19 protein-coding genes are annotated in these 19,787 nt (G+C 71.4%); 5 read left to right on the top strand and 14 right to left on the bottom strand.

All coding sequences use genetic code 11. The features are described 5' to 3' along the window. Positions 1-197: 197 nt before the first annotated feature. The 11 genes from VEC03_RS03100 to VEC03_RS03150 are packed head-to-tail and all read right to left on the bottom strand — an operon-like array spanning position 198 to position 11,939. On the bottom strand, positions 198-1,241 hold the full coding sequence (locus VEC03_RS03100; protein ID WP_324912672.1) for an NUDIX domain-containing protein: 1,044 nt from the start codon (positions 1,239-1,241) through the stop codon (positions 198-200). After that, positions 1,238-2,044 (bottom strand): TIGR04290 family methyltransferase, encoded by an 807-nt coding sequence (locus VEC03_RS03105; RefSeq protein WP_324912673.1) that lies wholly within the window; start codon positions 2,042-2,044, stop codon positions 1,238-1,240. The genes VEC03_RS03100 and VEC03_RS03105 overlap by 4 nt, the downstream gene beginning before the upstream one ends. Next, positions 2,041-3,402: a UDP-glucose/GDP-mannose dehydrogenase family protein gene (locus tag VEC03_RS03110; protein ID WP_324912674.1), complete on the bottom strand. Its 1,362-nt coding sequence runs from the start codon at positions 3,400-3,402 to the stop codon at positions 2,041-2,043. The genes VEC03_RS03105 and VEC03_RS03110 overlap by 4 nt, the downstream gene beginning before the upstream one ends. Then, positions 3,399-4,484 (bottom strand): CgeB family protein, encoded by a 1,086-nt coding sequence (locus VEC03_RS03115; protein WP_324912675.1) that lies wholly within the window; start codon positions 4,482-4,484, stop codon positions 3,399-3,401. Before VEC03_RS03115 ends, VEC03_RS03110 begins: the two co-directional genes overlap by 4 nt. After that, a complete protein-coding gene (locus VEC03_RS03120; protein WP_324912676.1) occupies positions 4,481-5,572 on the bottom strand; it encodes a CgeB family protein in 1,092 nt (363 codons plus the stop codon). Before VEC03_RS03120 ends, VEC03_RS03115 begins: the two co-directional genes overlap by 4 nt. A gap of 8 nt (positions 5,573-5,580) precedes the next feature. Continuing rightward, on the bottom strand, positions 5,581-6,705 hold the full coding sequence (locus VEC03_RS03125; RefSeq protein WP_324912677.1) for a CgeB family protein: 1,125 nt from the start codon (positions 6,703-6,705) through the stop codon (positions 5,581-5,583). Then, positions 6,696-7,784, bottom strand: a complete 1,089-nt coding sequence (locus VEC03_RS03130) for a glycosyltransferase (protein WP_324912678.1) — start codon at positions 7,782-7,784, stop codon at positions 6,696-6,698. The genes VEC03_RS03125 and VEC03_RS03130 overlap by 10 nt, the downstream gene beginning before the upstream one ends. Before the next feature lie 19 nt (positions 7,785-7,803). After that, entirely contained in the window at positions 7,804-8,793 is a 990-nt protein-coding gene (locus VEC03_RS03135) for a Gfo/Idh/MocA family oxidoreductase (protein WP_324912679.1), read from the bottom strand. Beyond that, entirely contained in the window at positions 8,790-9,743 is a 954-nt protein-coding gene (locus VEC03_RS03140) for an MDR/zinc-dependent alcohol dehydrogenase-like family protein (RefSeq protein WP_324912680.1), read from the bottom strand. The genes VEC03_RS03135 and VEC03_RS03140 overlap by 4 nt, the downstream gene beginning before the upstream one ends. A 7-nt stretch (positions 9,744-9,750) precedes the next feature. Then, a complete protein-coding gene (locus VEC03_RS03145; protein WP_324912681.1) occupies positions 9,751-10,818 on the bottom strand; it encodes an NAD-dependent epimerase/dehydratase family protein in 1,068 nt (355 codons plus the stop codon). Further along, positions 10,815-11,939 carry an NAD-dependent epimerase/dehydratase family protein gene (locus VEC03_RS03150; RefSeq protein WP_324912682.1) on the bottom strand — a complete coding sequence of 375 codons (1,125 nt, stop codon included), beginning with the start codon at positions 11,937-11,939 and terminating at the stop codon, positions 10,815-10,817. Before VEC03_RS03150 ends, VEC03_RS03145 begins: the two co-directional genes overlap by 4 nt. Before the next feature lie 164 nt (positions 11,940-12,103). Between VEC03_RS03150 and VEC03_RS03155 the strand changes: the two genes are divergently transcribed. The 4 genes from VEC03_RS03155 to ygiD are packed head-to-tail and all read left to right on the top strand — an operon-like array spanning position 12,104 to position 15,694. Then, complete coding sequence (locus tag VEC03_RS03155; protein ID WP_349255945.1) at positions 12,104-13,246, top strand: inositol-3-phosphate synthase; 1,143 nt, start codon at positions 12,104-12,106, stop codon at positions 13,244-13,246. Continuing rightward, complete coding sequence (locus tag VEC03_RS03160) at positions 13,243-14,181, top strand: beta-xylosidase (protein ID WP_324912684.1); 939 nt, start codon at positions 13,243-13,245, stop codon at positions 14,179-14,181. Before VEC03_RS03155 ends, VEC03_RS03160 begins: the two co-directional genes overlap by 4 nt. Further along, positions 14,178-14,771, top strand: coding sequence for a histidine phosphatase family protein (locus VEC03_RS03165; protein ID WP_324912685.1), 594 nt, complete (start codon positions 14,178-14,180; stop codon positions 14,769-14,771). Before VEC03_RS03160 ends, VEC03_RS03165 begins: the two co-directional genes overlap by 4 nt. Before the next feature lie 56 nt (positions 14,772-14,827). After that, positions 14,828-15,694, top strand: a complete 867-nt coding sequence (gene ygiD, locus VEC03_RS03170) for a 4,5-DOPA dioxygenase extradiol (RefSeq protein WP_324912686.1) — start codon at positions 14,828-14,830, stop codon at positions 15,692-15,694. A 10-nt stretch (positions 15,695-15,704) separates the two neighbouring features. On the opposite strand, the gene VEC03_RS03175 is transcribed toward ygiD, so the two are convergent. From VEC03_RS03175 to VEC03_RS03185, 3 genes are all read right to left on the bottom strand, one after another. Next, positions 15,705-16,682, bottom strand: coding sequence for a hypothetical protein (locus VEC03_RS03175; RefSeq protein WP_324912687.1), 978 nt, complete (start codon positions 16,680-16,682; stop codon positions 15,705-15,707). A gap of 7 nt (positions 16,683-16,689) precedes the next feature. Continuing rightward, positions 16,690-17,652 carry a UDP-glucuronic acid decarboxylase family protein gene (locus VEC03_RS03180; RefSeq protein ID WP_324912688.1) on the bottom strand — a complete coding sequence of 321 codons (963 nt, stop codon included), beginning with the start codon at positions 17,650-17,652 and terminating at the stop codon, positions 16,690-16,692. Positions 17,653-17,789: 137 nt separating this feature from the next. Beyond that, entirely contained in the window at positions 17,790-18,218 is a 429-nt protein-coding gene (locus tag VEC03_RS03185) for a DUF1810 domain-containing protein (RefSeq protein ID WP_324912689.1), read from the bottom strand. Positions 18,219-18,325: 107 nt separating this feature from the next. Here VEC03_RS03185 and VEC03_RS03190 point away from each other — a divergent pair, with 107 nt between their 5' ends. After that, positions 18,326-19,765, top strand: coding sequence for an NAD-dependent succinate-semialdehyde dehydrogenase (locus VEC03_RS03190; protein ID WP_324912690.1), 1,440 nt, complete (start codon positions 18,326-18,328; stop codon positions 19,763-19,765). Positions 19,766-19,787: the final 22 nt, after the last annotated feature.

Here is a 19,787-nt window from a genome sequence, read left to right on the forward strand (position 1 = left end):
GGCGCCCACGCCAGCACCGACGGCGGCGCCCACTCCGGCGCCGACCCCAGCGCCAACGCCGGCACCATCGCCGACGCCTGCGCCATCACCGACGCCCGCGCCACCGCCGCCTGGACCGCCCGGGCCACCCGCTCCGGCGCCCGCGCCGCTGGCAGGCATAGGCGGACTGCGCGGCTGAGCGGGCGCGTTGCGGCGCGTCAGGCGTCGCCGGTCAGTCCGAGGAAGCTGTCCAGGATGTGGAAGTGGTCGTCGTGGAACTGCGTCTCCATCGCGACCAGTTGCGCCACCGGGATCCAGTGCGCGGCGGCCGCGTCGTCGCCGCCCTGCACCGGCGGCGGCGACGAGACCCCGAGGTCGAAGCGATGCGCATGGGTGACGATGCGGCCGCGCTGGCTGCGCTGCGGATGGTCGAACACCTTCACCTCGCCCAGCCGGCGCACCAGCTCCCGCGGGGTGAACGGCAGCCCGGTCTCCTCCAGCAGTTCGCGCACGGCCGCCTGCAAGACCGTCTCGCGCGGGTCCAGGAATCCGCCGGGCAGGGCCTGCAGCCCGCGCCCGGGCGAACGTCCGCGCCGGACCAGCAGCACGTGATCGCCGGCCAGCACCACCGCGTCCACGGTCACCAGCACCACCGGGTAGGGCGCCACCGACCACGCCTGCTTCTCGCCGGCCATCTTCCGCCACTCGCCGCGCAGTTGGTCGAAGGCCGGGCTGGCGATCCATTCGTGCAACTGCGCCACGGTCGCCGGCGCGAGCTGCTCCTGCAGGGCCACCAGCGTGGCCGCCGGATCGGCTGCGGCATACAGCGCATCGAGCCGTTCCCCTGTCCGGCTGTCGTCCTCCTGCCAGTCGACCTCGCCTGGCAGGGGCGCATCCAATGCCTCTTCGCGCAAGGCATCGGGCAGGTGCCACGCCACTCGCTCCTGCGCGCCCGCGATCGCCTGGCGCACACCGGTGGCCACGGCCTCCAGCGTGCGCGCCGGGTCGTAGTGCTGGCGCACCGGCACGAAGCTCACCCGCTCCCGTTCGTCCTGCGGCAGCGACTCGCCCAGCATCCGCGCGCGCGTCTCCCGATCGAAGGGATGCGCCGGCGAAGGCGCCTGCCAGCCCCAGTCGATGAAGAGGATGCACCTTGCCGCCCGCGCCAGCGCCGCACGGATCTGCGCGACCTGTGCGCGGTCGGGCAGCTGGTACTCCGACAAGCAGGCCGCCAGCGCGAACCCGCGCGGCGGTGCGCTCATGGCGGCGTCCGGCCTTTAGGGTCCAAGGCCTGCAGCGCCGATGCCAGGCCGCTGGCCGCCAGCCGCTCGCGCGTGCGGCTGTCCGGATCGGGTTCGCACAGGTAGATCTCGCCGGCCGGCCGGCTGCGCACGCGCAGGCCGCTGGAGCGCAGCATGGCTTCGATCCCGGCGTGGTTGGGCACCCACCAGTTGGTCGGGTCGCCGGCGAAGCGGTGCTCGATGAAGGCCATCTTGGGCCAGCCCGGATCCAGCAGCGGCTCGCGGTCCGTGATCGGGTGGTCCCGGGTGTCGGGGTAGACGCTGTCGCCCGGCATGCTCAGGGTCTGGAACATCATCAGCCGGCGCGTGCGCTGCGCGAGCAGGTCCAGCGCCAGCAGCGGGTAGCGCAGGTGGTAGAAGACCCCCATGAACCAGACCAGGTCGAAGGACTCGCGCAGCGAGGCGATCTCGTACACGCCCATGCGCCGGATCTGCACGCGGTCGGCCAGTCCCAGCACCTGCGCGGCCCAGCGCGCCTGCTTCAGGTAGTGCTCGTCGACGTCCACCGCCAGCACCTGGGCGCCGCGCCGCGCCAGCTCGAAGCTGTAGAAGCCGGCGTTGCAGCCCACGTCCAGCACCGACCAGCCCGACAGGTCGGCCGGCAGGTGCGGCGCGACCTGCTGCCACTTGAAGCTGGGGAAGTCGCCGCCGAGAAAGTGGTCGGGCACGGTCTGCACGCCGCCGGGCAGGTGCAGGTTGTGGAACCAGGGCCCCAGCGCCTCGGCTTCGCGCGCGACGGTCGTGGGATCGGCGAGGTGGGTCATCGTCCGATCGCGTGGTACTCGAAGCCGAGCTGGCGGATGCCCGGGTCGTACAGGTTGCGGCCGTCGAAGATCACCGGCTGGCGCATGGCCTGGCGCAGCGCATCGAAGTCCGGGCTCTTGAAGGCCTTCCAGTCGGTGGCGATCACCAGCGCGTCGGCGTTCTCGGCGCAGGCCACCGGCGTGTCGGCGTAGCGCAGCCGGTCCAGCAGCGCGATGCGGCCGGCGAAGTCGCGCGCCAGCACCTGCCGGGCCTGCTGCATGGCCACCGGGTCGTGCGCCATGACGAAGGCCCCCCGCTCCAGCAGCGCCCGGATCACGATGCGGCTGGGCGCCTCGCGCATGTCGTCGGTGTTGGGCTTGAAGGCCAGGCCCCAGAGGCCGAACTGCAGGCCGCGCAGGTTGCTGCCGAACCGGGCGGCGATCTTCTGCACCAGGATGTGCTTCTGCGCCTCGTTCACCGCTTCCACCGCCTCCAGCACTCGCAGGTGGCAGCCGTGTACCGAGGCGGTCCGGATCAGCGCCCGCACGTCCTTGGGGAAACAGCTGCCGCCGTAGCCGGTGCCGGCATACAGGAAGCTGTAGCCGATGCGCGGGTCGGCGCCTATGCCCTTGCGCACCTGCTCGATGTCGATGCCGGCGCCGGCCGCGAGATTGGCCAGTTCGTTCATGAAGCTGATGCGCGTCGCCAGCATGGCGTTGGCCGCGTACTTGGTCAGCTCCGCGGCCTTCAGGTCCATCAGCAGCACGCGGTCCTGCACCCGGTTGAAGGGCGCGTACAGGCGCTGCAGCAACTCGCGTGCGCGCTCGCCCGGTTCGCCCGGCTCGGTGCCGATCACGATGCGGTCGGGCCGCTGGAAGTCCTCCAGCGCCGCGCCCTCCTTGAGGAACTCCGGGTTGGAGGCGACGGCGAAGGCCGCGGGTCCGTTCGGCAGGTTGCGCGCCAGCAGCGCGTCGCCGATGGCGGCGCGCACGCGCTCACCGGTGCCCACCGGCACCGTGGACTTGGTCACCACCAGCTTGAAGCCGTGCATCCAGCGGCCTATGCCGTCGGCGGCCGACAGCACCTGGCTCAGGTCCGCGCTGCCGTCCTCGGCCTGGGGCGTGCCGACCGCAATGAAGATGACCTGGCCGTGGTTCACGGCCGCCTGCGTGTCGGAGGTGAAGTGCAGCCGCCCGGCCGCGAGGTTGCGGGCCACCAGTTCCTGCAGCCCGGGTTCGTAGATCGGCAGCTGGGCGGCGGCCAGGCCGTGGACGCGGTCGGGATCGGCGTCCAGGCAGGTCACGTCGTTGCCGCCCTCGGCGAAGCAGGCACCGCTCACCAGGCCGACGTAGCCGGCACCGATCACCGTCACGTTCATGGCGCGGCCTCCAGGTCCACGTCCAGCGCATGGGCCACGAGTTCGCGCGCGCGATGGGCGGCGGTGTGGCGCTCCAGGATGCGCCGCCGCGCGCGTTCGGCCATCGCCAGCCGTTCGTCCTCGCCCAGGTCGCGCAGCACCGCCAGCACCTCGGCCGGCCCGTCGGCCAGCACGATCTCGCGGCCGGGCGTGAACAGCGTCTCCAGGCCCGCCCAGCGGTCGCTGACGATGGGCGTGCCGCAGGCCGCGGCCTCGAACAGCCGCACGCTGGGCGACCAGCCGGCCTGCACCATGTCGGCACGGGTGATGTTGAGCGTGAAGCGCTGCCGGTTGTAGAAGGCGCGGTGCTCGGCCGGCGGCAGGTGCGGGCGGTATTCGACGTTCGCGGGCCACACGATGCCGGCGGGGTACTGCGGGCCGGCCACGATGAATCGGCCGTCGCCCCAGGCGCGCGCCGGCTGCAGCAGCAGGCGGTCGACCCCGGGCTGGCGGTCGTCGCTGTAGGTGCCCATGTAGCCCAGGTCCCACGCGGCCGGCTGCGGCTCGGGGTAGTACAGCTGCGGGTCCACCGAGCAGTACAGCACCCGCGCGCGCGGCGAGCCGAACTCGCGCTCCAGCCGGTCCAGCGTGGGGCCGCCGGTGAAGGACAGGTACAGGTCGTAGCCGGCGACCTGGTCGGGACGCAGGTAGTCGTGCTCGCCGCGGCCCAGCTTCGCCAGCGTGACCGGCGTGTCGATGTCGTAGAAGGCCTTGACGCCGCCGGCCTCGGCCTGCACCCAGTCGCCCACCTGGGCACCCTGCGGCACGAACGAGCCGACGATCACGAGGTCGGCGGTGCGCACCGCCTCCGCGAAGCGGTCGTGCAGCTCCGCCAGGCTGCCGTACAGCGCGGTGCGGCCCCAGGGCGGCTGCGGCAGGTCGCGGTTGCCCGCGTACCAGGGCTGGTCGCGCTCCAGGAACAGGACCTCGTGCCCGGCCGCCACCAGCTCGCGCACCAGCGCCCGGTACGTGGTCGCGTGCCCGTTGCCCCAGGACGAGGTGATGGACAGGCCGAGGATGACGATGGAGAGGCGCCGGGTCATGGCGTGGCCTCCGCAAGCCGCGACCGGCCTTCCAGCACTGCGTCGAACTGCGCCGCCCGGTGGTCGTAGGTGTGCTCGGCCAGCACGCGGCGATACGCGGCCTGGCCGATGGCCCGCGCGCGGTCGGCATCCAGTGATTCGAGGTGCGCCGCCACCTCGCCACCGTCGCGCGCGACCAGCACCTCGGCCCCCGGCTCGAAGAACTGCTCCAGCCCCTCCCAGGCGTCGGTCATCAGGCAGGCGGCGGCGCCGGCGGCCTCGAACACCCGGGTGGCCGGCGAGAAGCCATAGCGCGCCATGCTCTCGCGGCTGACGTTCAGCACCGCACGCGGCGTGCAGTTGAAGGCGTTGTGGTCGGCGGTGTAGACGTGGCCCAGGTAGCGCACGTTGGCCGGCAGGGGCTTGTCCTGCCAGCCGCTGCCGCCCAGCAGGAAACGCTGCCTTGGCAGAGCGGCCGCCGCCTGGAGGAAGAACTGCTCGACCCGCGTCTCGCGGTCGGGCAGGCGGTTGCCCAGGAAGCCCAGCTCGCCCTCGAAGCGCGGGTCGGGCGCCACCGGGTAATGGGTCGATGGATCGAGCGCGTTGTAGATCGGCACGCACTCGCGCGCACCTAGCGCCTGGTAGGCCTGCCGCACCGGCTCCCCGCCGCCATAGGTGAACACCAGGTCGTAGCGCGGCACCAGCGGCCGCAGCGCGTCGCCCGGGTCGGCGTGCATGCGGTCCAGCGTGGCCGGCGCATCCACGTCCCAGTAGACGACGGTGGTCGACGGGCCCTGCAGGTCCAGCACCGCGCGCTCCAGCAGCTCGTCGTGCACTCCGACGCCGCTGGCCTTGACCACCAGGTCGGCGCCGCGCGCCGCCTCCACCGTGCGCAGCACGTCGGCCTCGCTGTCGGCCGGATACACCACCACCTCGGCCCAGTCGGGATCGGCCATGTCGCGGTGCTGCTGGCGGCCGAACGCATCGGGCTCGTAGAAGGTGACGCGATGGCCGCGGGCGTGCAGCGCCCGCACGATGCCGCGGTAGTAGGTGGCGGCGCCGTTCCAGTAGGCGGACACCAGGCTGGATGCGAAGAATGCGATGTGCATCCGATTCCTCATGCATTGACCTCCCGTGCAGGTTGGCGCGGCGGCGACAGCTCGGCATAGATCCGCAGCAGCTCGTCCACGCGCTGCGCGCAGCTGTGCCGCGCGGCGATGGTGCGAAGGCCGTGGTCGGCCAGGGACCGGGCCAGCGCCGGGTCGGCGAGCACGGCGCGCAGGTGTTCGCGCATCTCGCGTCCGTCGCGCGCCACCAGGAAATCCGCGCCGGGCTCGAACAGCCCTTCGCAGTCGTCCCAGGGCGCCGACACCAGCGGGATGCCGCAGGCCAGCGCCTCGAACACGCGGATGGTGGGGATGCCCGGCAGCGCCTGCACGTAGGGCCGGCGCGGCACGTGCACCGTCACGCGATGCGAGGCGAACACGCGCGGCGCCTCGAAGTTGGGCAGCCAGCCGCCGTAGGTAATGCCGGCTTCGCGCAGGCTCTGCAGCGCGTGGTCGGGGTAGCGCACGCCATGCACCCGCGCGCGCAGTCCGAGCGCGCGCACCGGCTCCAGCAGGAACTCGTGCAGCTCGGCGCTGCGTTCGCCGTCGCCCCAGTTGCCGATCCAGGCCAGGTCCCCGCCCTCGCCGCCGGGCGTCGGAAGCGGCCGGAACATGCGCGTGTCCGCCGCCTCGTGCCAGGTCCAGGCCCGCTCGCACCAGCCGTGGCGCCGGTACAGGTCGCGGATCACCGAACCGAAGGCGAGCACGCCGTCGTAGTGGCGCAGGTCGTAGGCCGCCATGGCCTGCGGCTCGGTCACGCTGCGGTGGTGCGTGTCGTGGAACAGCAGCCGGTACTGCGGGTTGTCCCTTCGGTGCAGTCCGATGCGGTGCACCAGGTCGTGCTCGTTCCACTCGTGCACCAGCACCAGGTCGGCGTGGTCCAGCACCCGGTCCAGGTCGAGCGCGTCGTGCGCATACCGGTGGCTGCGCAGGTGCGGGTAGGCGTGGGCGAAGGCGCGCAGCGCGGACTCGCCGTGCTCGGCCAGCAGGTGGGTCACGCTCCAGGCGTCCTGCGGCTCGTGCACCTCGACCTCGTGGCCGCGCGCCAGCAGCTCGCTGCAGATGCCGCGCAGGAAGTGCGCGTTGCCGTGGTTCCAGTCGGACACCAGCGAATGGCAGAACAGGATCACGCGCATGGCAGTTCCTCGGTGCGGCCGGCCAGGGCCGGCGCGAGCTCGGCGGCCACCGCCAGCCAGGCCGAGGCCATGGCGGCCGGATGGAACTGCAGCGCGCGCCGGCGGGCCGCGTACGCCAGCCGCCCGCGCTCGTCGGGGCGGGCGATCAGGTGCAGCAGCGTGCGCTCCAGCGCGTCGGCGTCTGCGGGCGGTACGTAAAGGGCAGCCGGCCCCCACACTTCGCGCAGGCTGGGGATGTCGCCCAGCACCAGGGCGCAGCCGCTCAGCGCGGCTTCCAGCACCGACAGGCCGAAGGGCTCGTAGCGCGCCGGCAGCGCGTAGATCGACGCGCTGGCCATCTGCGCCGCGACCTCGGCCGCCGGCAGCTCGCCCAGCGACTGCACGCCGCCGGGCCAAACATCCCGGCCATCCGGGTGCCGGCAGGAGCCGGCCACGCACACCGCCCAGGGCAGCCGCGGTGCAACGGCCTGCAGGGCGGCCAGGTTCTTGGCCTCGTCCCAGAAGCGGCCGGCCGAGAAGACGAAGGGCTGCTTGGCGCCGGCGCGGAACAGCGCCGGGTCGCGGCCGTTGGGCAGCACGGTGCCCTCGATGTCGACCTCGTGCTCGGCGAGCAGGGCCGACAGCATCGCTGCCGTGGGCGCGGCGACGCGATCGGCGCCGCGCAGGCCGGCGGCGGTCCGGTGCCGGTAGGTGTCCCATTCGGCCGGCGCGCGTTCGCCGTGCACGGCCCGCCACCAGCTCAGCACGCAGGAATGGGCGACCAGCAGCGTGGGCGCCTGGAAGGGCAGGGCGCCGAACGCGAACTGGTTCAGGTGCACCAGGTCGGGCTGCGACTCGCGCTCCAGCGCCAGCAGCCAGTCGCCCGCCGCGTCGACGTCGTTCCACGGGTCGGGCATCCATTCCAGCGCGAAGCGGCTCTCGTGCAGGGTGACGTGCGACAGGTGCGCGATCGTTTCGCGCTGGTGGGGCCGCACCGGTCCGCCCATGCTGGCCAGGTGCACGTCCAACCCGAGCGGACCGAGTGCGCGGGCCAGCTCCACGGTGCAGGTCCAGACACCGCCCACGGTGTCCGTGGTCATCAGGACGCCGGGCCTGCGCTCACCGGGCATAGGCTGCGTCCAGCACCCCCGCCACCGGCAGCAGGGTCTCGATGGCCGGGCAGTAGCGCGCGCCGGCGCCGAGGCGGCGGGCCCAGTCCACGACGGCGCGGCCACCCCAGGCGTCGGGCGGCTCGGCCAGCACGACGCGCTGGTTGCCGTGGCAGCGTTCGGCCACGAAGTCGTAGAACGAGCCGTCGCGATTGCGCATCGAAGCGCTGCCCCGGCTGCCATGGAAGTGCGCCTCGATGACCGCATCGCGGCCGGCGGAGAAATCCCAGGAGCAGGCCAGCCGCACGGTGGTGCCGCCGGCGAGGTCGAGCTGCAGCAGCGCATAGTCCTCGCATGCGGCGGTGCCGGGCGGCAGGGGCTGGCCGTGGGCGTAGAGGCGGCTGTCCACGCGCCGCACTTCGGGAAAGCCCAGCACCCACAGCGCCAGGTCGACCAGGTGCGTGCCCAGGTCGATCGCGCAACCGCCGCCGGCCAGGCCCGGGTCGCGCGCCCAGCCCTTGTTGGGGCCGTACGCGTTGTGGAAGACCAGGTCGGCCGCGTAGACGGTACCGATCTCGCCCTCGACCACCGCGTTGCGCACGCGCCGCATGGCTTCGGTGTGGCGGTAGGACAGGTCGCAACCCAGCAGCCGGTCGGCCTGGCGGGCGGCGGCCACGATGGCCTCGGTCTCGGCCCGGGTACGGGCCAGCGGCTTCTGGCAGAAGACCGCGAGGCGGCGCTCCAGCACCTGCAGCGCCTGCGCGGCATGCAGCGCGCTGGGCGTGGCGATCACCACGCCGTCGAGCTCGTGGGCGAGCAGTTCATCCAGCGAGGCGACGATGGCGGCGTCGGGCGCGAGCTCGCGGGCGCGGGCCTGGATCTCGGCCGACGGGTCGCCGATGGCGACCGCTTCGCAGGCCCGCTCGTCCAGCAGCGACTGCAGGCGGTGCTGCCCGATCCAGCCGAGTCCCAGGAAGCCGAGGCGGGGCAGGGCGCTCATGTCGTCACCAGCGCCTTCATGAATCCGTCCGGCCGGGTGCGCGTCAGTTCCAGCGCTTCGCCCAGCCGGTCCAGCGGCAGCCGGTGGGTGTACAGGGGCTGCGGGTCCAGCACGCCTTGTGCCATGAGCCCGATCGCCGCGCGGATGCCGTCCACGTAGGCGCGCGGATCGCGCTCGTGGGCGTTGATGACGTCCAGGCCGCGCCAGTTCCACAGCTGCACGTTCACTTGCCGCAGACCGTCCTGGTGGTAGCCGGCGATCACCAGCCGGCCGCGCTCGGCGGTGAGTTCACTGGCCAGCTGCAGCGGCCATTCCAGCCCGGTGGCCTCGATCACGCGCTCGCACCAGCGGCCATCGGTCAGCGCGCGGACCTGCTCGATCACGCGCGCGTGGTCGTCCATGGTCACCAGGTGCTGGGCGCCGCACTGGCGCGCGAAGTCGAGCGAGAAGGCGCGCCGCGACACTGCGATGACGCGCGCGCCGGCATGCACGGCCAGCTGGGTCAGCAGGCAGCCGAGGAAGCCGATGCCGACGATGGCGACCGTCTGCCCGGCCTGGATGTCGCTGCGGCGGAAGATGTTGACGGCGCAGCCCAGCGGCTCGCCGGGCACCGGCTGGCCATCCAGCGCCGCCGGGAGGGGGACGACGGCATCGGCCTGGGCCAGGTCGTACTCGGCATGGGCGCGGTAGCTCAGGGCCGCGACCCGGTCGCCGGGCGCCAGCCCCTGCACGCCGGGCCCGACCGCGGCCACCCGACCCCAGCCCTCGTGGCCCGGCGCGCCCGGCGCCTGCGGGTACTCGAACCAGCTGCGTCCTTCCCAGACCGGCACGCTGGAGGCGCACACGCCCGAGCCCTCGAGGCGCAGCACCACCTGCCCGGGCCCGGGCTCGGGACGGGGCGCATCCTCCAGCAGGGCCTGTTGCGGCCCGGTGATCACGGCTGCCTGCATGGCCGCCTCAGTGGGCCGCTGCGGCCTGCAGTTGCGGCTCCGGCGTCCGGGGCCGCCGGTGCGCGGCCAGCCAGGTGTGCAGGCGCGCGATGCCGGCCCGCGCCGACACCCGCGGTCGCCAGCCGGTAGCCTGCTCGAAGGCCCGCGTGTCGCTGACGTACCAGCGCTGGTCGCCGGTGCGCCAGGCATCGAAGGCCGCGGCCGGCCGGCGGCCCTCCAGCGCCTCGATGCGGTCCAGCAGGTCCAGCAGGCTGATCGCGTTGCGCGGACCGCCGCCGATGTTGAAGGCGCGCCCGGCCAGCCCGCGGCCGTTGCGCTCCGCCAGCAGGAAGGCGTGCACCAGGTCTTCGACGTAGAGGATGTCGCGCACCTGGCGACCATCGCCGTAGACGGTGATCGGCTCCCCGTCGAGCGCGCGCAGCAGGAAGTGCGCCACCCAGCCCTGGTCCTCGGTGCCGAACTGGCGCGGGCCGTAGATGCAGCTCATGCGGAACACCACGGTGCACAGGCCATAGCTGCGCGCGTAGTCCAGCGCGTACTGGTCGGCCGTGCCCTTGGAGCAGCCGTAGGGGCTGTGGAAGTCGAGCGGCCGGCTCTCGGCGACGCCGCGCGCCTGGATGGCCAGGTCCAGCGGCTGGTAGTGGGGGCCGACCGGCTGCAGGGCAAGGTCGGCCAGGTCGCCGTACACCTTGTTGGTGGACGTCATCAGGAAGAAGGGCGGCACCGGCCGCGCGCGCACCGCCTCCAGCACGTTGAGCGTGCCTTGGCCGTTGATGGCGAAATCGCTGCGCGGGTCGACCAGGCTGGTGGTCACGGCCACCTGCGCGGCGAAGTGGAACACCTGCGCGGTGCCCGCCACCGCCTGCTGCACGGCAGCTTCGTCCCGCACGTCGCCCAACTTCACCTCGAGCGCGTCGCCGTGGTGCTCGCGCAACCACGCGAGGTTCTGCTCCACCCCGGGCCGCGACAGGTTGTCCAGGATGCGGACCTTGCGGCCCATGGACAGCAGCTGGTGCGCCAGGTTGGATCCGATGAAGCCGGCCCCGCCGGTGATCAGGGTCAGCGCTTCGCTCATACGGTCAGCCCCCGGGCGCTGAGCTCCGCACTGGCCTGCGCCACCTTGTCCACCGCGGCCTGGCCGGCCAGCCAGGCCGAAAGCTCGGCCATGCCATCGTCCAGCGTCACCTGGGGTTCGTAGCCCAGCAGGCTGCGCGCGCGGGAAATGTCGGCGAAGCAGTGGCGGATGTCGCCCACGCGGTACTTGCCGACGATCTCGGGTTCGATGCCATCCTTGCCCATCACGCGGGCGAGCCGCGCAGCGATGGAACGCACGGTCTGCGGCTGGCCGCTGCCGATGTTGAAGACCTCGCCGGCGGCCCGCGGCGACTCCAGTGCGAGCCGGCAGCCGCGGGCCACGTCGTACACGCTGACGAAGTCGCGCTGCTGCAGGCCGTCCTCGAAGATCTTCGGTGGGCTGCCGTTGAGCAGGCGGGAGGCGAAGATCGCGAGCACGCCCGTATAGGGATTGGAAAGCGCCTGCCGTGGTCCGTAGGCGTTGAAGAACCTCAACGCAACCGTATCGAAGTTGTATGCACGGCCGGCCAGCAGGCACATGCGCTCCTGGTCGTACTTGGACAGGGCGTAGATGGACGCGAGCGCAGGCGACTTGCTCTCGGGGGTGGGCACCGGCTCCAGCACGCCGCCGTGGGCATCGCGCAGTTCCCAGTCGGCGCGCCTGAGCTGCTCCAGCGAGCGCTCGCCGGCCTCCAGCACGCGGCCGCTGCCATCGCGGTACAGGCCCTCGCCGTACAGGCTCATGCTGGAAGCCACCACCAGGCGCTGCACCGGATGGGCCATGAGCGACTCCAGCAGCACGGCCGTGCCCAGGTTGTTGGTGCGCGTGTAGTGGGCGATCTCGTACATGCTCTGGCCCACGCCCACCGCCGCTGCGAAATGGAAGACCGCATCGACGCCCTGCAGCGCGCGGCCGACCGCTTCCTTGTCGCAGACGTCGCCGACCTGCAGTTCGACCTCGGGATTCAGGTAGGGCGGCCGGCGTCCATCCTCGCCGTGGACTTGCGCCACCAGGGGATCCAGCACCCGCACCCGGTAGCCGCTGCGCAGGAGCTCATCGGCCAGGTGGGATCCGATGAATCCGGCGCCGCCGGTGATCAGCACATGTCGCATGGTTTCCATTTGATTTCGTTTTTAGTTGGCAACCGATGTTAGGTGCACTGCCTGCGTGCGTGGGTCGCACGGTAACGCTTCAATTCAGATTAGTTGCCCGGATGAGCAGGAAAACTGCAAGGAGGAGTTGATCGCGCAAGTAGGATGCACCGCTGGCTTTTGCAGGAGTCGTGATGTCATCGATCCGCGTGGCGATCATCGGGGTTGGAAACTGTGCCTCGTCCCTTGTCCAGGGTGTTCATTTCTATCGGGATGCAACGGCGGATGACTTCGTTCCCGGCCTGATGCACGTCGACCTGGGCGGCTACCGGCCGCGCGACATCGAGTTCAGCGCGGCGTTCGACGTCAGCGCGCACAAGGTCGGGCTGGACCTGGCCGAAGCCATCCATGCGACGCCCAACAACACCATCCGCTTCGCCGAAGTCCCGCCGCTGGGCGTGAGGGTGCACCGGGGCATGACGCACGACGGCCTCGGGACCTACCTGCGCGACGTGGTGCCCAAGTCCGGTGCGAGCACGGACGACATCGTCGGCATCCTGAAGGCGACCCGGACCGATGTGGTGGTCTCCTACCTGCCGGTCGGCTCGGAGATGGCGACCAAGTGGTACGTCGAGCAGGTGCTGGAAGCCGGCTGCGCCTTCGTCAACTGCATCCCCGTGTTCATCGCCTCGGCGCCCTACTGGAACAAGCGCTTCGCCCAGCGGCGCCTGCCCATCATCGGCGACGACATCAAGTCGCAGGTGGGCGCGACCATCGTTCACCGCGTGCTCACCGACCTGTTCAGGAAGCGCGGCGTGCGGCTGGACCATACGTACCAGCTCAACTTCGGGGGAAACACGGATTTCCTCAACATGCTCGAGCGCGAGCGGCTGGCCTCCAAGAAGATCTCCAAGACCCAGGCCGTCACCAGCCAGCTCGGCCATCCCATGCAGGCCGCCGACGTGCACGTGGGCCCCAGCGACTACGTGCCCTGGCTGGCAGACCGCAAGTTCTGCCACATCCGCATGGAAGGCACCGGCTTCGGCAACGTGCCCATGCAGTGCGAGGTCAAGCTGGAGGTGTGGGATTCGCCCAACTCGGCCGGTGTCGTGATCGACGCCGTGCGCTGCGCCAAGATCGCCCTCGACCGCGGCATCGGCGGTGCGCTCAACGGGCCGGCCAGCTACTTCATGAAGTCGCCGCCGCTGCAGTTCAGCGACGACGAGGCCCGCGAGCTGGTCGAGGCCTTCATCCGCGGCGACCCGCCCGTGCGCCAGCGCCGCCGCGGCGCCAAGTCCACCCGTCCCCTCGCCCGCAAGGCCCTTGGAGAGTCATGATCGAAGCCATCAAGTTCTGGAACGAACCGAACAACAAGTCGCACTGGGACCTGGAGCTGGACCCCGACTGGTCCCGCTTCTCCGGCATGGTGCAGCTCGCGGCGCAGGCGGTGAAGGCCGAGAACCCGTCGCTGACCCGCGTGCTCGGCGGCATCTCGCCGATCGATCCGCTGTTCCTGCAGCGGCTGGACGGTGCCGGTGCGCTGCGCGACATGGATGCGGTGGCCGTGCACGGCTTCCCGCTCGACTGGAACCACTGGCAGATCGACGAGTGGCCCGACAGGCTGGCCGAGATCCAGGCCGTGACGCCGCTGCCCGTGTGGGTGACGGAAGTGGGCATCTCCACCTTCGGCGCCGAGGAGGTGCAGGAGTGGGGCCTCAAGCGCACCGCCGAGCTGCTGGTCGGCCGCGCGCCGCGCATCCACTGGTATTCGCTCTACGACCTGCCCAAGGCCTGGCCGGCGACCACGCGCCACCGCGAGGCCGAGGGCTCCAGCTATTACCGGCATTTCCACATGGGACTGCTGCGCGAGGACGGCTCGCCCAAGCTGGCCTGCGCCCGCTTCGCCGACTACACGCCGGCGCTGGGCATCTGCCAGTGGTTCCATTTCGAGGACCACCGGCTGGATGACGCCGTGCGATGGCTCAGGCGCCTGGGCGTGAAGAAGCTGCGCACCGGGCTGTCCTGGGCCGACAGTTTCCGGCCGGATGCCGATGCCTGGTTCGACCGCCAGATGGCCGCGCTCGAGGGCTTCGACCTGACGCTGACCTTCTGCTTCACGCCCGAGCACCGGGGGATCAACCCCCACCATACGAGCGCGCCGCAGGAGCCCGAGGAGTACGCGGAGTTCTGCGCGCGCATGGTGCGGCGATACGCGCCGGCGCAGGGAGCAGCCGCGGGCGCCGCGGCACGCGGCGAGGCGACCCTGGCGTGACCACCTTCCTGCTCGTGCGGCACGGCTCGCACGACTGGCTGGCGCGCGGCATCGCCGGCCGGCTGCCGGGCGTGTCGCTCAACGCGCAGGGCTGGTTGCAGGCCGAGGAACTGGTGCGGCGGCTGGACGGGCGCGACATCGCCGCCCTCTTCAGCAGCCCGCAGCCGCGGGCGCAGGAAACGGTGGCGCCGCTGTCGGGGCGGCGCCGGCTGCCCGTACGCGTGCTGGACGCGTTCGACGAGATCGATTTCGGGGACTGGACCGGGCTGGCGTTCGAGGCCCTGCAGCGCGAGGGCTCGCGCTGGCAGCAGTGGTGCGAGCGCCGCAGCCAGGCCCAACCGCCCGGAGGCGAGACCATCCGGCAGGTGCAGCAGCGCGCCATGGACGGGCTGGAGCAGTTGCGCGTGCGCTACCCGGCCAGCGCCGTGCTGATCGCCACGCATGGCGACGTGATCAAGGCCGTGATCGCCGGCGTCCTGGGCATATCGCTGGACGACCTGGAGCGGTTCGAGGTCGCCCCGGCCTCGATCAGCATCGTGGAGGCCGGCGAGCGCTGGCAGCAGGTCCGGCTGGTGAACGGGCTGCGCTGAGTGCGCGCGGCGCAACGGCGCTATCCTGTGACCGACGTCCGCAACTGCCTTTCGCCATGACCACGCACCGCATGCCCGCAGCCTTCATCGGCCATGGCAGCCCGATGAACACGCTGGAAATCAACCGCTTCACCAGTGCCTGGCGCGACATGGCCCGCCGGATCCCGCGGCCGCGCGCCATCCTGTGCATCTCGGCCCACTGGTTCATCCAGGGCAGCGCGCTCACCGCGATGGATAAGCCGCGGGTGATCCACGACTTCTTCGGCTTCCCGCGCGAGCTGTTCGAGTTCGACTACCCGGCGCCCGGCTCGCCCGAGGTGGCGAGCGAGATCGCCGACGTGGTGCAGCCGGCCTTCGTCGGGCTGGACGAGGACAGCTGGGGACTCGACCATGGCACCTGGTCGGTGCTGGCGCACATGTACCCGGAGGCCGACGTGCCGGTGCTGCAGCTGTCGGTGCACAGCGGCGAGCCGCTGCAGTACCACTTCGAGCTGGGGAAGCGGCTGGCGCCCCTGCGCGAGCGCGGCATCTTCGTGCTGGGCAGCGGCAACGTGGTGCACAACCTGCGCCGGCTCGACTGGGGGCTGGACGACCGCGCCTGGGACTGGGGCGAGCGCTTCGATGCCGAGGTGCGCCGCATCTTGACCAGCGACCCGGCCCGGCTGCCGTCGGTGCAGTCGCATCCCGACTACGGCCTGTCGGTGCCCTCGCCCGAGCACTTCCTGCCGCTGGTGTACCTGGCCGGCATGGCCCATGCCAGCGGCGAGACGCTGGTGCCGTTCGCCGAGGGCGGCACCAAGGGCGGCATCACCATGACCAGCTACGCGCTGGGCGCCGGCAGTTCGCCGCATGCGACGTCCGGCGAGCGCGCGGGTGCCTTGCCCGATCCGGCCGTGGTGCCGCCGGAGCAGACCAACCTCTGACAGCCGGCGCTCAGGCGGCGTGGTCGCGACGCGGCGCGCGCCGCGCCGCCAGGGCAGCCGCCACGTCCTCGAGCAGGCCGGTCCAGTCGCCGCTGCGGCCTTGGCGGAACAGGCGAACCGAGGGATACCAGGGCGAGTCCTCGCGCCCGTCCATCCAGCGCCAGTCGGCCTCGTGCTTGAGCAGCACCCAGGCCGGCCGGCCCAGCGTGGCGGCCAGGTGCGCGAGCATGCCGTCGGTCGCGATCACCAGGTCCATGTCCAGCATCGCGGCCGCGGCATCCTCGATGCGTGCGGTGCGGCGCCACAGGGGGACGAGACCGGGCGACGGAACTGCCTGCAGCGCGGCAGGGCCCTGCTGGAGCACGTGGAAGCGAATCCCCGGCACCTGCAGCAAGGGCTGCATCGCGGGCCAGGGCACCGAACGGCTGGGGTCCCAGTCGCTGGTCGCCCAAGACAGTCCCACGTCCAGGCGGCTGTCGCCGCCGGAGGCCAGCCTCAGGTCTGAACGTTGCCGGGCCAGCGCACCCAGGTGGGGGTAGGGCGGCGGGACCGTGGCCGCCGTGGCCCGGAAGGCATAGGCCAGTTCCATCACCTCGATCTCGATCTCGTGCGCCGGCCAGTTCGGCCCCTGCCAGCCATCGTGCACCTGGCCGAGGCCGGGCCCGCCCTGCAGCAGCCGCACCAGCGGCGGCTGGACCATCAGGTGCAGCTCACGGGCGCGCCGGTCCAGCAGCGGCAGGAAGCGCAGGAACTGCAGCGTATCGCCCAGCCCGTGTTCGCAGCGCACCAGCACCGAGCGGCCGTCGAAGGGCTGGCCGTCCCAGCACAGGTGGTGCGGCTGCGGCTGGAAGCCGGGCTCCTCCTGCGATCGGCGGCGCGGCAGCTCCAGCACGTCGGTCGCCTGCCAGGCCGCTTCCCAGTCGCCGGCCCGCATGGCAGCCATCCAGCGAGCGCCGACCTGCGCGGCCAGCGGGTCCGTCGTGACCATGCCGTCGTCAGTGGACGACCTGCAGCAGCTCCTCGAAGTATTCGATGGTGCGCGCCAGGCCTTCACGCAGCTGCACCGTGGGCTCCCAGTCGAGCAGTTCGCGGGCCAGGGCGATGTCGGGGCGGCGCTGCTGCGGGTCGTCCGCCGGCAGCGGCTTGAAGACCAGTTCCGATTCGGAATCGGTCAGTTCGATCACCAGTTCGGCGAGCTGCCGGATGGTGAACTCGCGCGGATTGCCGAGGTTGACCGGGCCGGGCATCGACTCCTCCAGCGCCATGTACCGCAGGAACCCCTCCACCAGGTCGTCGACGAAGCAGAAGCTGCGCGTCTGCGCGCCTTCGCCGTAGATCGTGATCGGTTCGCCGCGCAACGCCTGCACGATGAAGTTGGACACCACCCGGCCATCGTTGGGGTGCATGCGCGGGCCGTAGGTATTGAAGATGCGGGCGATGCGCACGTCGACGCCGCACTGCCGGTGGTAGTCCATGAACAGGGTCTCGGCGCAGCGCTTGCCTTCGTCGTAGCAGCTGCGCAGCCCGACCGGGTTGACGCGGCCCCAGTAGCTCTCCGGCTGCGGGTGCACGTCGGGATCGCCGTAGACCTCGCTGGTGGAGGCCTGGAACACGCGGGCCTTGGTGCGCCGCGCCAGCTCGAGCACGTTGAGCGCGCCCAGCACGCTGGTCTTGACGGTCTGCACGGGGTCGTGCTGGTAGTGCACGGGCGAGGCCGGGCAGGCGAGGTTGTAGATCTCGTCCACTTCCAGCTGCACCGGGAGCGAGATGTCGTGCCGGATCAGCTCGAAGCGGGGGTGGTCCAGCAGGTGATCGATGTTGCGGCGCGTCCCGGTGAAGAAGTTGTCCACGCAGAGCACTTCATGGCCCTGGTCCAGCAGTCGCTCGCAAAGATGGCTGCCCAGGAATCCGGCCCCGCCGGTGACCAGCACCTGGCGGCTGGCGTTGTACTTGCGCATTCGGAACTTCTCCTGCGAGGAAGAACAAACCTCGTGCATGTTTATATCCATGGGCCGCGATCTTGTGGGCCCGTGCGCAAGCCGAAGAGTTGGCATTTTTGTCCCGACGCTGTTTCCAGACTTTGCGGTCGCGCCGGTCAGTGGGCGCACAGCGCGGCGGTATGCGCATCCCGTTCGCCGCCGCAGAAAGCCTGCAGCACGTCGTCGAACAGGGGCTCGGCCGGCGCCGCCAGGGCGAACAGCGTCATGCACGACCTCAGCTTCAGGTCGTCCGGGCTGCCGAAGACGTCGTGCGCGCTGCGCCCCCTGGCCTGCAGCAGGGCTTCGCAGCAGGTGCGCAGGCGCGGGCCGAGCACCGGATGCGCCCAGTAAGCCCGCGCCTCGTCGAGCGAGCGCAGCCCGTAGTGCCGGGCCATGTGGCTGCGGCCCAGCGCGGCCAGTTGCGGGAACACGAACCACATCCAGTGCGTGCGCTTGCAACCTGCGCGCAGTTCCTGCAGCACGGTGTCGAGCACCGGATCCTGTGCAGCCACGAAGCGCTGCAGGTCGAAGGGGTCGGCGGCCATGGCGCAATCTACAGCGCGCGCCACGGCGGCGGGAAAGTCCGGCCGGGCAACCCGTCCATCCGATTGGCCCACAATCGCCGGTTTCCCTTCAGCCTTTCACGAGCGACATGACCTACCCGAACACGCAGCTCTTCATCAACGGCCAGTGGCTGGACGCGGCGGACGGCCGCACGCTGGCGGTCCACAACCCGGCGACCGGGAAGGAGATCGGTCGCGTCGCGCACGCCGGCAAGGCCGACCTGGACAAGGCGCTGGAGGCGGCGCAGAAGGGCTTCGAGACCTGGCGCGACATGACGGCGGCCGAGCGCAGCAGGATCATGCGCAAGGCGGCCGGCTTCATGCGCGAGCGCGCCGAGGCCATCGGCCGCCTGCTGACCCAGGAGCAGGGCAAGCCGCTGGTGGAGGCAAAGGGCGAGGCGATGGCCGCCGCTGACATCATCGAGTGGTTCGCCGAGGAGGGCTTCCGCGTCTACGGCCGCATCGTGCCTTCGCGCGGCAACCTGGCGGTGCGCCAGATGGTGATCAAGGACCCGGTCGGCCCGGTGGCCGCCTTCACGCCGTGGAACTTCCCGATCAACCAGGTGGTGCGCAAGGTCGGCGCCGCGCTCGCGGCCGGCTGCTCCATGCTGGTGAAGGCGCCGGAGGAGACGCCGGCCGGCCCGGCCGAGCTGATCCGCGCGTTCCAGGACGCGGGCATCCCGCCCGGCGTGCTGGGGCTGGTGTACGGCAACCCGGCGGAGATCTCCAGCTACCTGATCCCGCACCCGGTGATCCGCAAGATCACCTTCACGGGTTCGACGCCGGTGGGCAAGCAGCTGGCCGCGATGGCAGGCCAGCACATGAAGCGCGTGACCATGGAGCTGGGCGGCCACGCGCCGGTGATCGTGTGCGAGGACGCCGACATAGCGCTGGCGGTCAAGTGCGCGGGCGGCGCCAAGTTCCGCAACGCCGGGCAGGTGTGCATCTCGCCGACCCGCTTCCTGGTGCACGAGAGCATCCGCAAGGACTTCGCTGCCGCCATGGCGAAGCATGCGCAGGGGCTGAGGGTGGGCGACGGCCTGGCCGAGGGCACGCAGATGGGTCCGCTGGCGAACCCGCGCCGGCTCACCGCGATGGCCGAGTTCATGAAGGACGCGGTGGAAAAGGGCGCCAAGGTGCTGGCCGGCGGCGAGCGCATCGGCGATGCCGGCAACTTCTGGCAGCCCACCATCCTGGACGAGGTGCCGGTGCAGGCGCGCGTGTTCAACGACGAGCCGTTCGGCCCGGTGGCGGCGATCCGCTCGTTCGAGAAGCTGGAGGATGCGATCGCCGAATCCAACCGCCTGCCCTACGGGCTGGCCGGCTATGCCTTCACCCGCTCGCTGAAGAATGCCGACCTGCTGGCGCGGCGGGTGGAGGTCGGCATGCTGTGGATCAACATGCCCGCCATGCCCTCGGCCGAGATGCCCTTCGGCGGGGTCAAGGATTCCGGCTACGGCAGCGAAGGCGGTCCGGAGGCGCTGGACGCCTACCTGAACGCGCGGGCCGTGGCGGTGATGAACGCCTGAGCTTCACGCGGCGATGTCGACG

This window comes from Ramlibacter sp., assembly GCF_035627355.1.
In the GTDB taxonomy this organism is placed as follows: Bacteria; Pseudomonadota; Gammaproteobacteria; order Burkholderiales; family Burkholderiaceae_C; genus Ramlibacter.

Bases quoted from the DNA above. Each gene is read 5' to 3' on its own strand.
- VEC03_RS03100 (WP_324912672.1), bottom strand. From the start codon at position 1,241: ATGAGCGCACCGCCGCGCGGGTTCGCGCTGGCGGCCTGCTTGTCGGAG.
- VEC03_RS03105 (WP_324912673.1), bottom strand. From the start codon at position 2,044: ATGACCCACCTCGCCGATCCCACGACCGTCGCGCGCGAAGCCGAGGCG.
- VEC03_RS03110 (WP_324912674.1), bottom strand. From the start codon at position 3,402: ATGAACGTGACGGTGATCGGTGCCGGCTACGTCGGCCTGGTGAGCGGT.
- VEC03_RS03115 (WP_324912675.1), bottom strand. From the start codon at position 4,484: ATGACCCGGCGCCTCTCCATCGTCATCCTCGGCCTGTCCATCACCTCG.
- VEC03_RS03120 (WP_324912676.1), bottom strand. From the start codon at position 5,572: ATGCACATCGCATTCTTCGCATCCAGCCTGGTGTCCGCCTACTGGAAC.
- VEC03_RS03125 (WP_324912677.1), bottom strand. From the start codon at position 6,705: ATGCGCGTGATCCTGTTCTGCCATTCGCTGGTGTCCGACTGGAACCAC.
- VEC03_RS03130 (WP_324912678.1), bottom strand. From the start codon at position 7,784: ATGACCACGGACACCGTGGGCGGTGTCTGGACCTGCACCGTGGAGCTG.
- VEC03_RS03135 (WP_324912679.1), bottom strand. From the start codon at position 8,793: ATGAGCGCCCTGCCCCGCCTCGGCTTCCTGGGACTCGGCTGGATCGGG.
- VEC03_RS03140 (WP_324912680.1), bottom strand. From the start codon at position 9,743: ATGCAGGCAGCCGTGATCACCGGGCCGCAACAGGCCCTGCTGGAGGAT.
- VEC03_RS03145 (WP_324912681.1), bottom strand. From the start codon at position 10,818: ATGAGCGAAGCGCTGACCCTGATCACCGGCGGGGCCGGCTTCATCGGA.
- VEC03_RS03150 (WP_324912682.1), bottom strand. From the start codon at position 11,939: ATGGAAACCATGCGACATGTGCTGATCACCGGCGGCGCCGGATTCATC.
- VEC03_RS03155 (WP_349255945.1), top strand. From the start codon at position 12,104: ATGTCATCGATCCGCGTGGCGATCATCGGGGTTGGAAACTGTGCCTCG.
- VEC03_RS03160 (WP_324912684.1), top strand. From the start codon at position 13,243: ATGATCGAAGCCATCAAGTTCTGGAACGAACCGAACAACAAGTCGCAC.
- ygiD (WP_324912686.1), top strand. From the start codon at position 14,828: ATGACCACGCACCGCATGCCCGCAGCCTTCATCGGCCATGGCAGCCCG.
- VEC03_RS03175 (WP_324912687.1), bottom strand. From the start codon at position 16,682: ATGGTCACGACGGACCCGCTGGCCGCGCAGGTCGGCGCTCGCTGGATG.
- VEC03_RS03180 (WP_324912688.1), bottom strand. From the start codon at position 17,652: ATGCGCAAGTACAACGCCAGCCGCCAGGTGCTGGTCACCGGCGGGGCC.
- VEC03_RS03185 (WP_324912689.1), bottom strand. From the start codon at position 18,218: ATGGCCGCCGACCCCTTCGACCTGCAGCGCTTCGTGGCTGCACAGGAT.
- VEC03_RS03190 (WP_324912690.1), top strand. From the start codon at position 18,326: ATGACCTACCCGAACACGCAGCTCTTCATCAACGGCCAGTGGCTGGAC.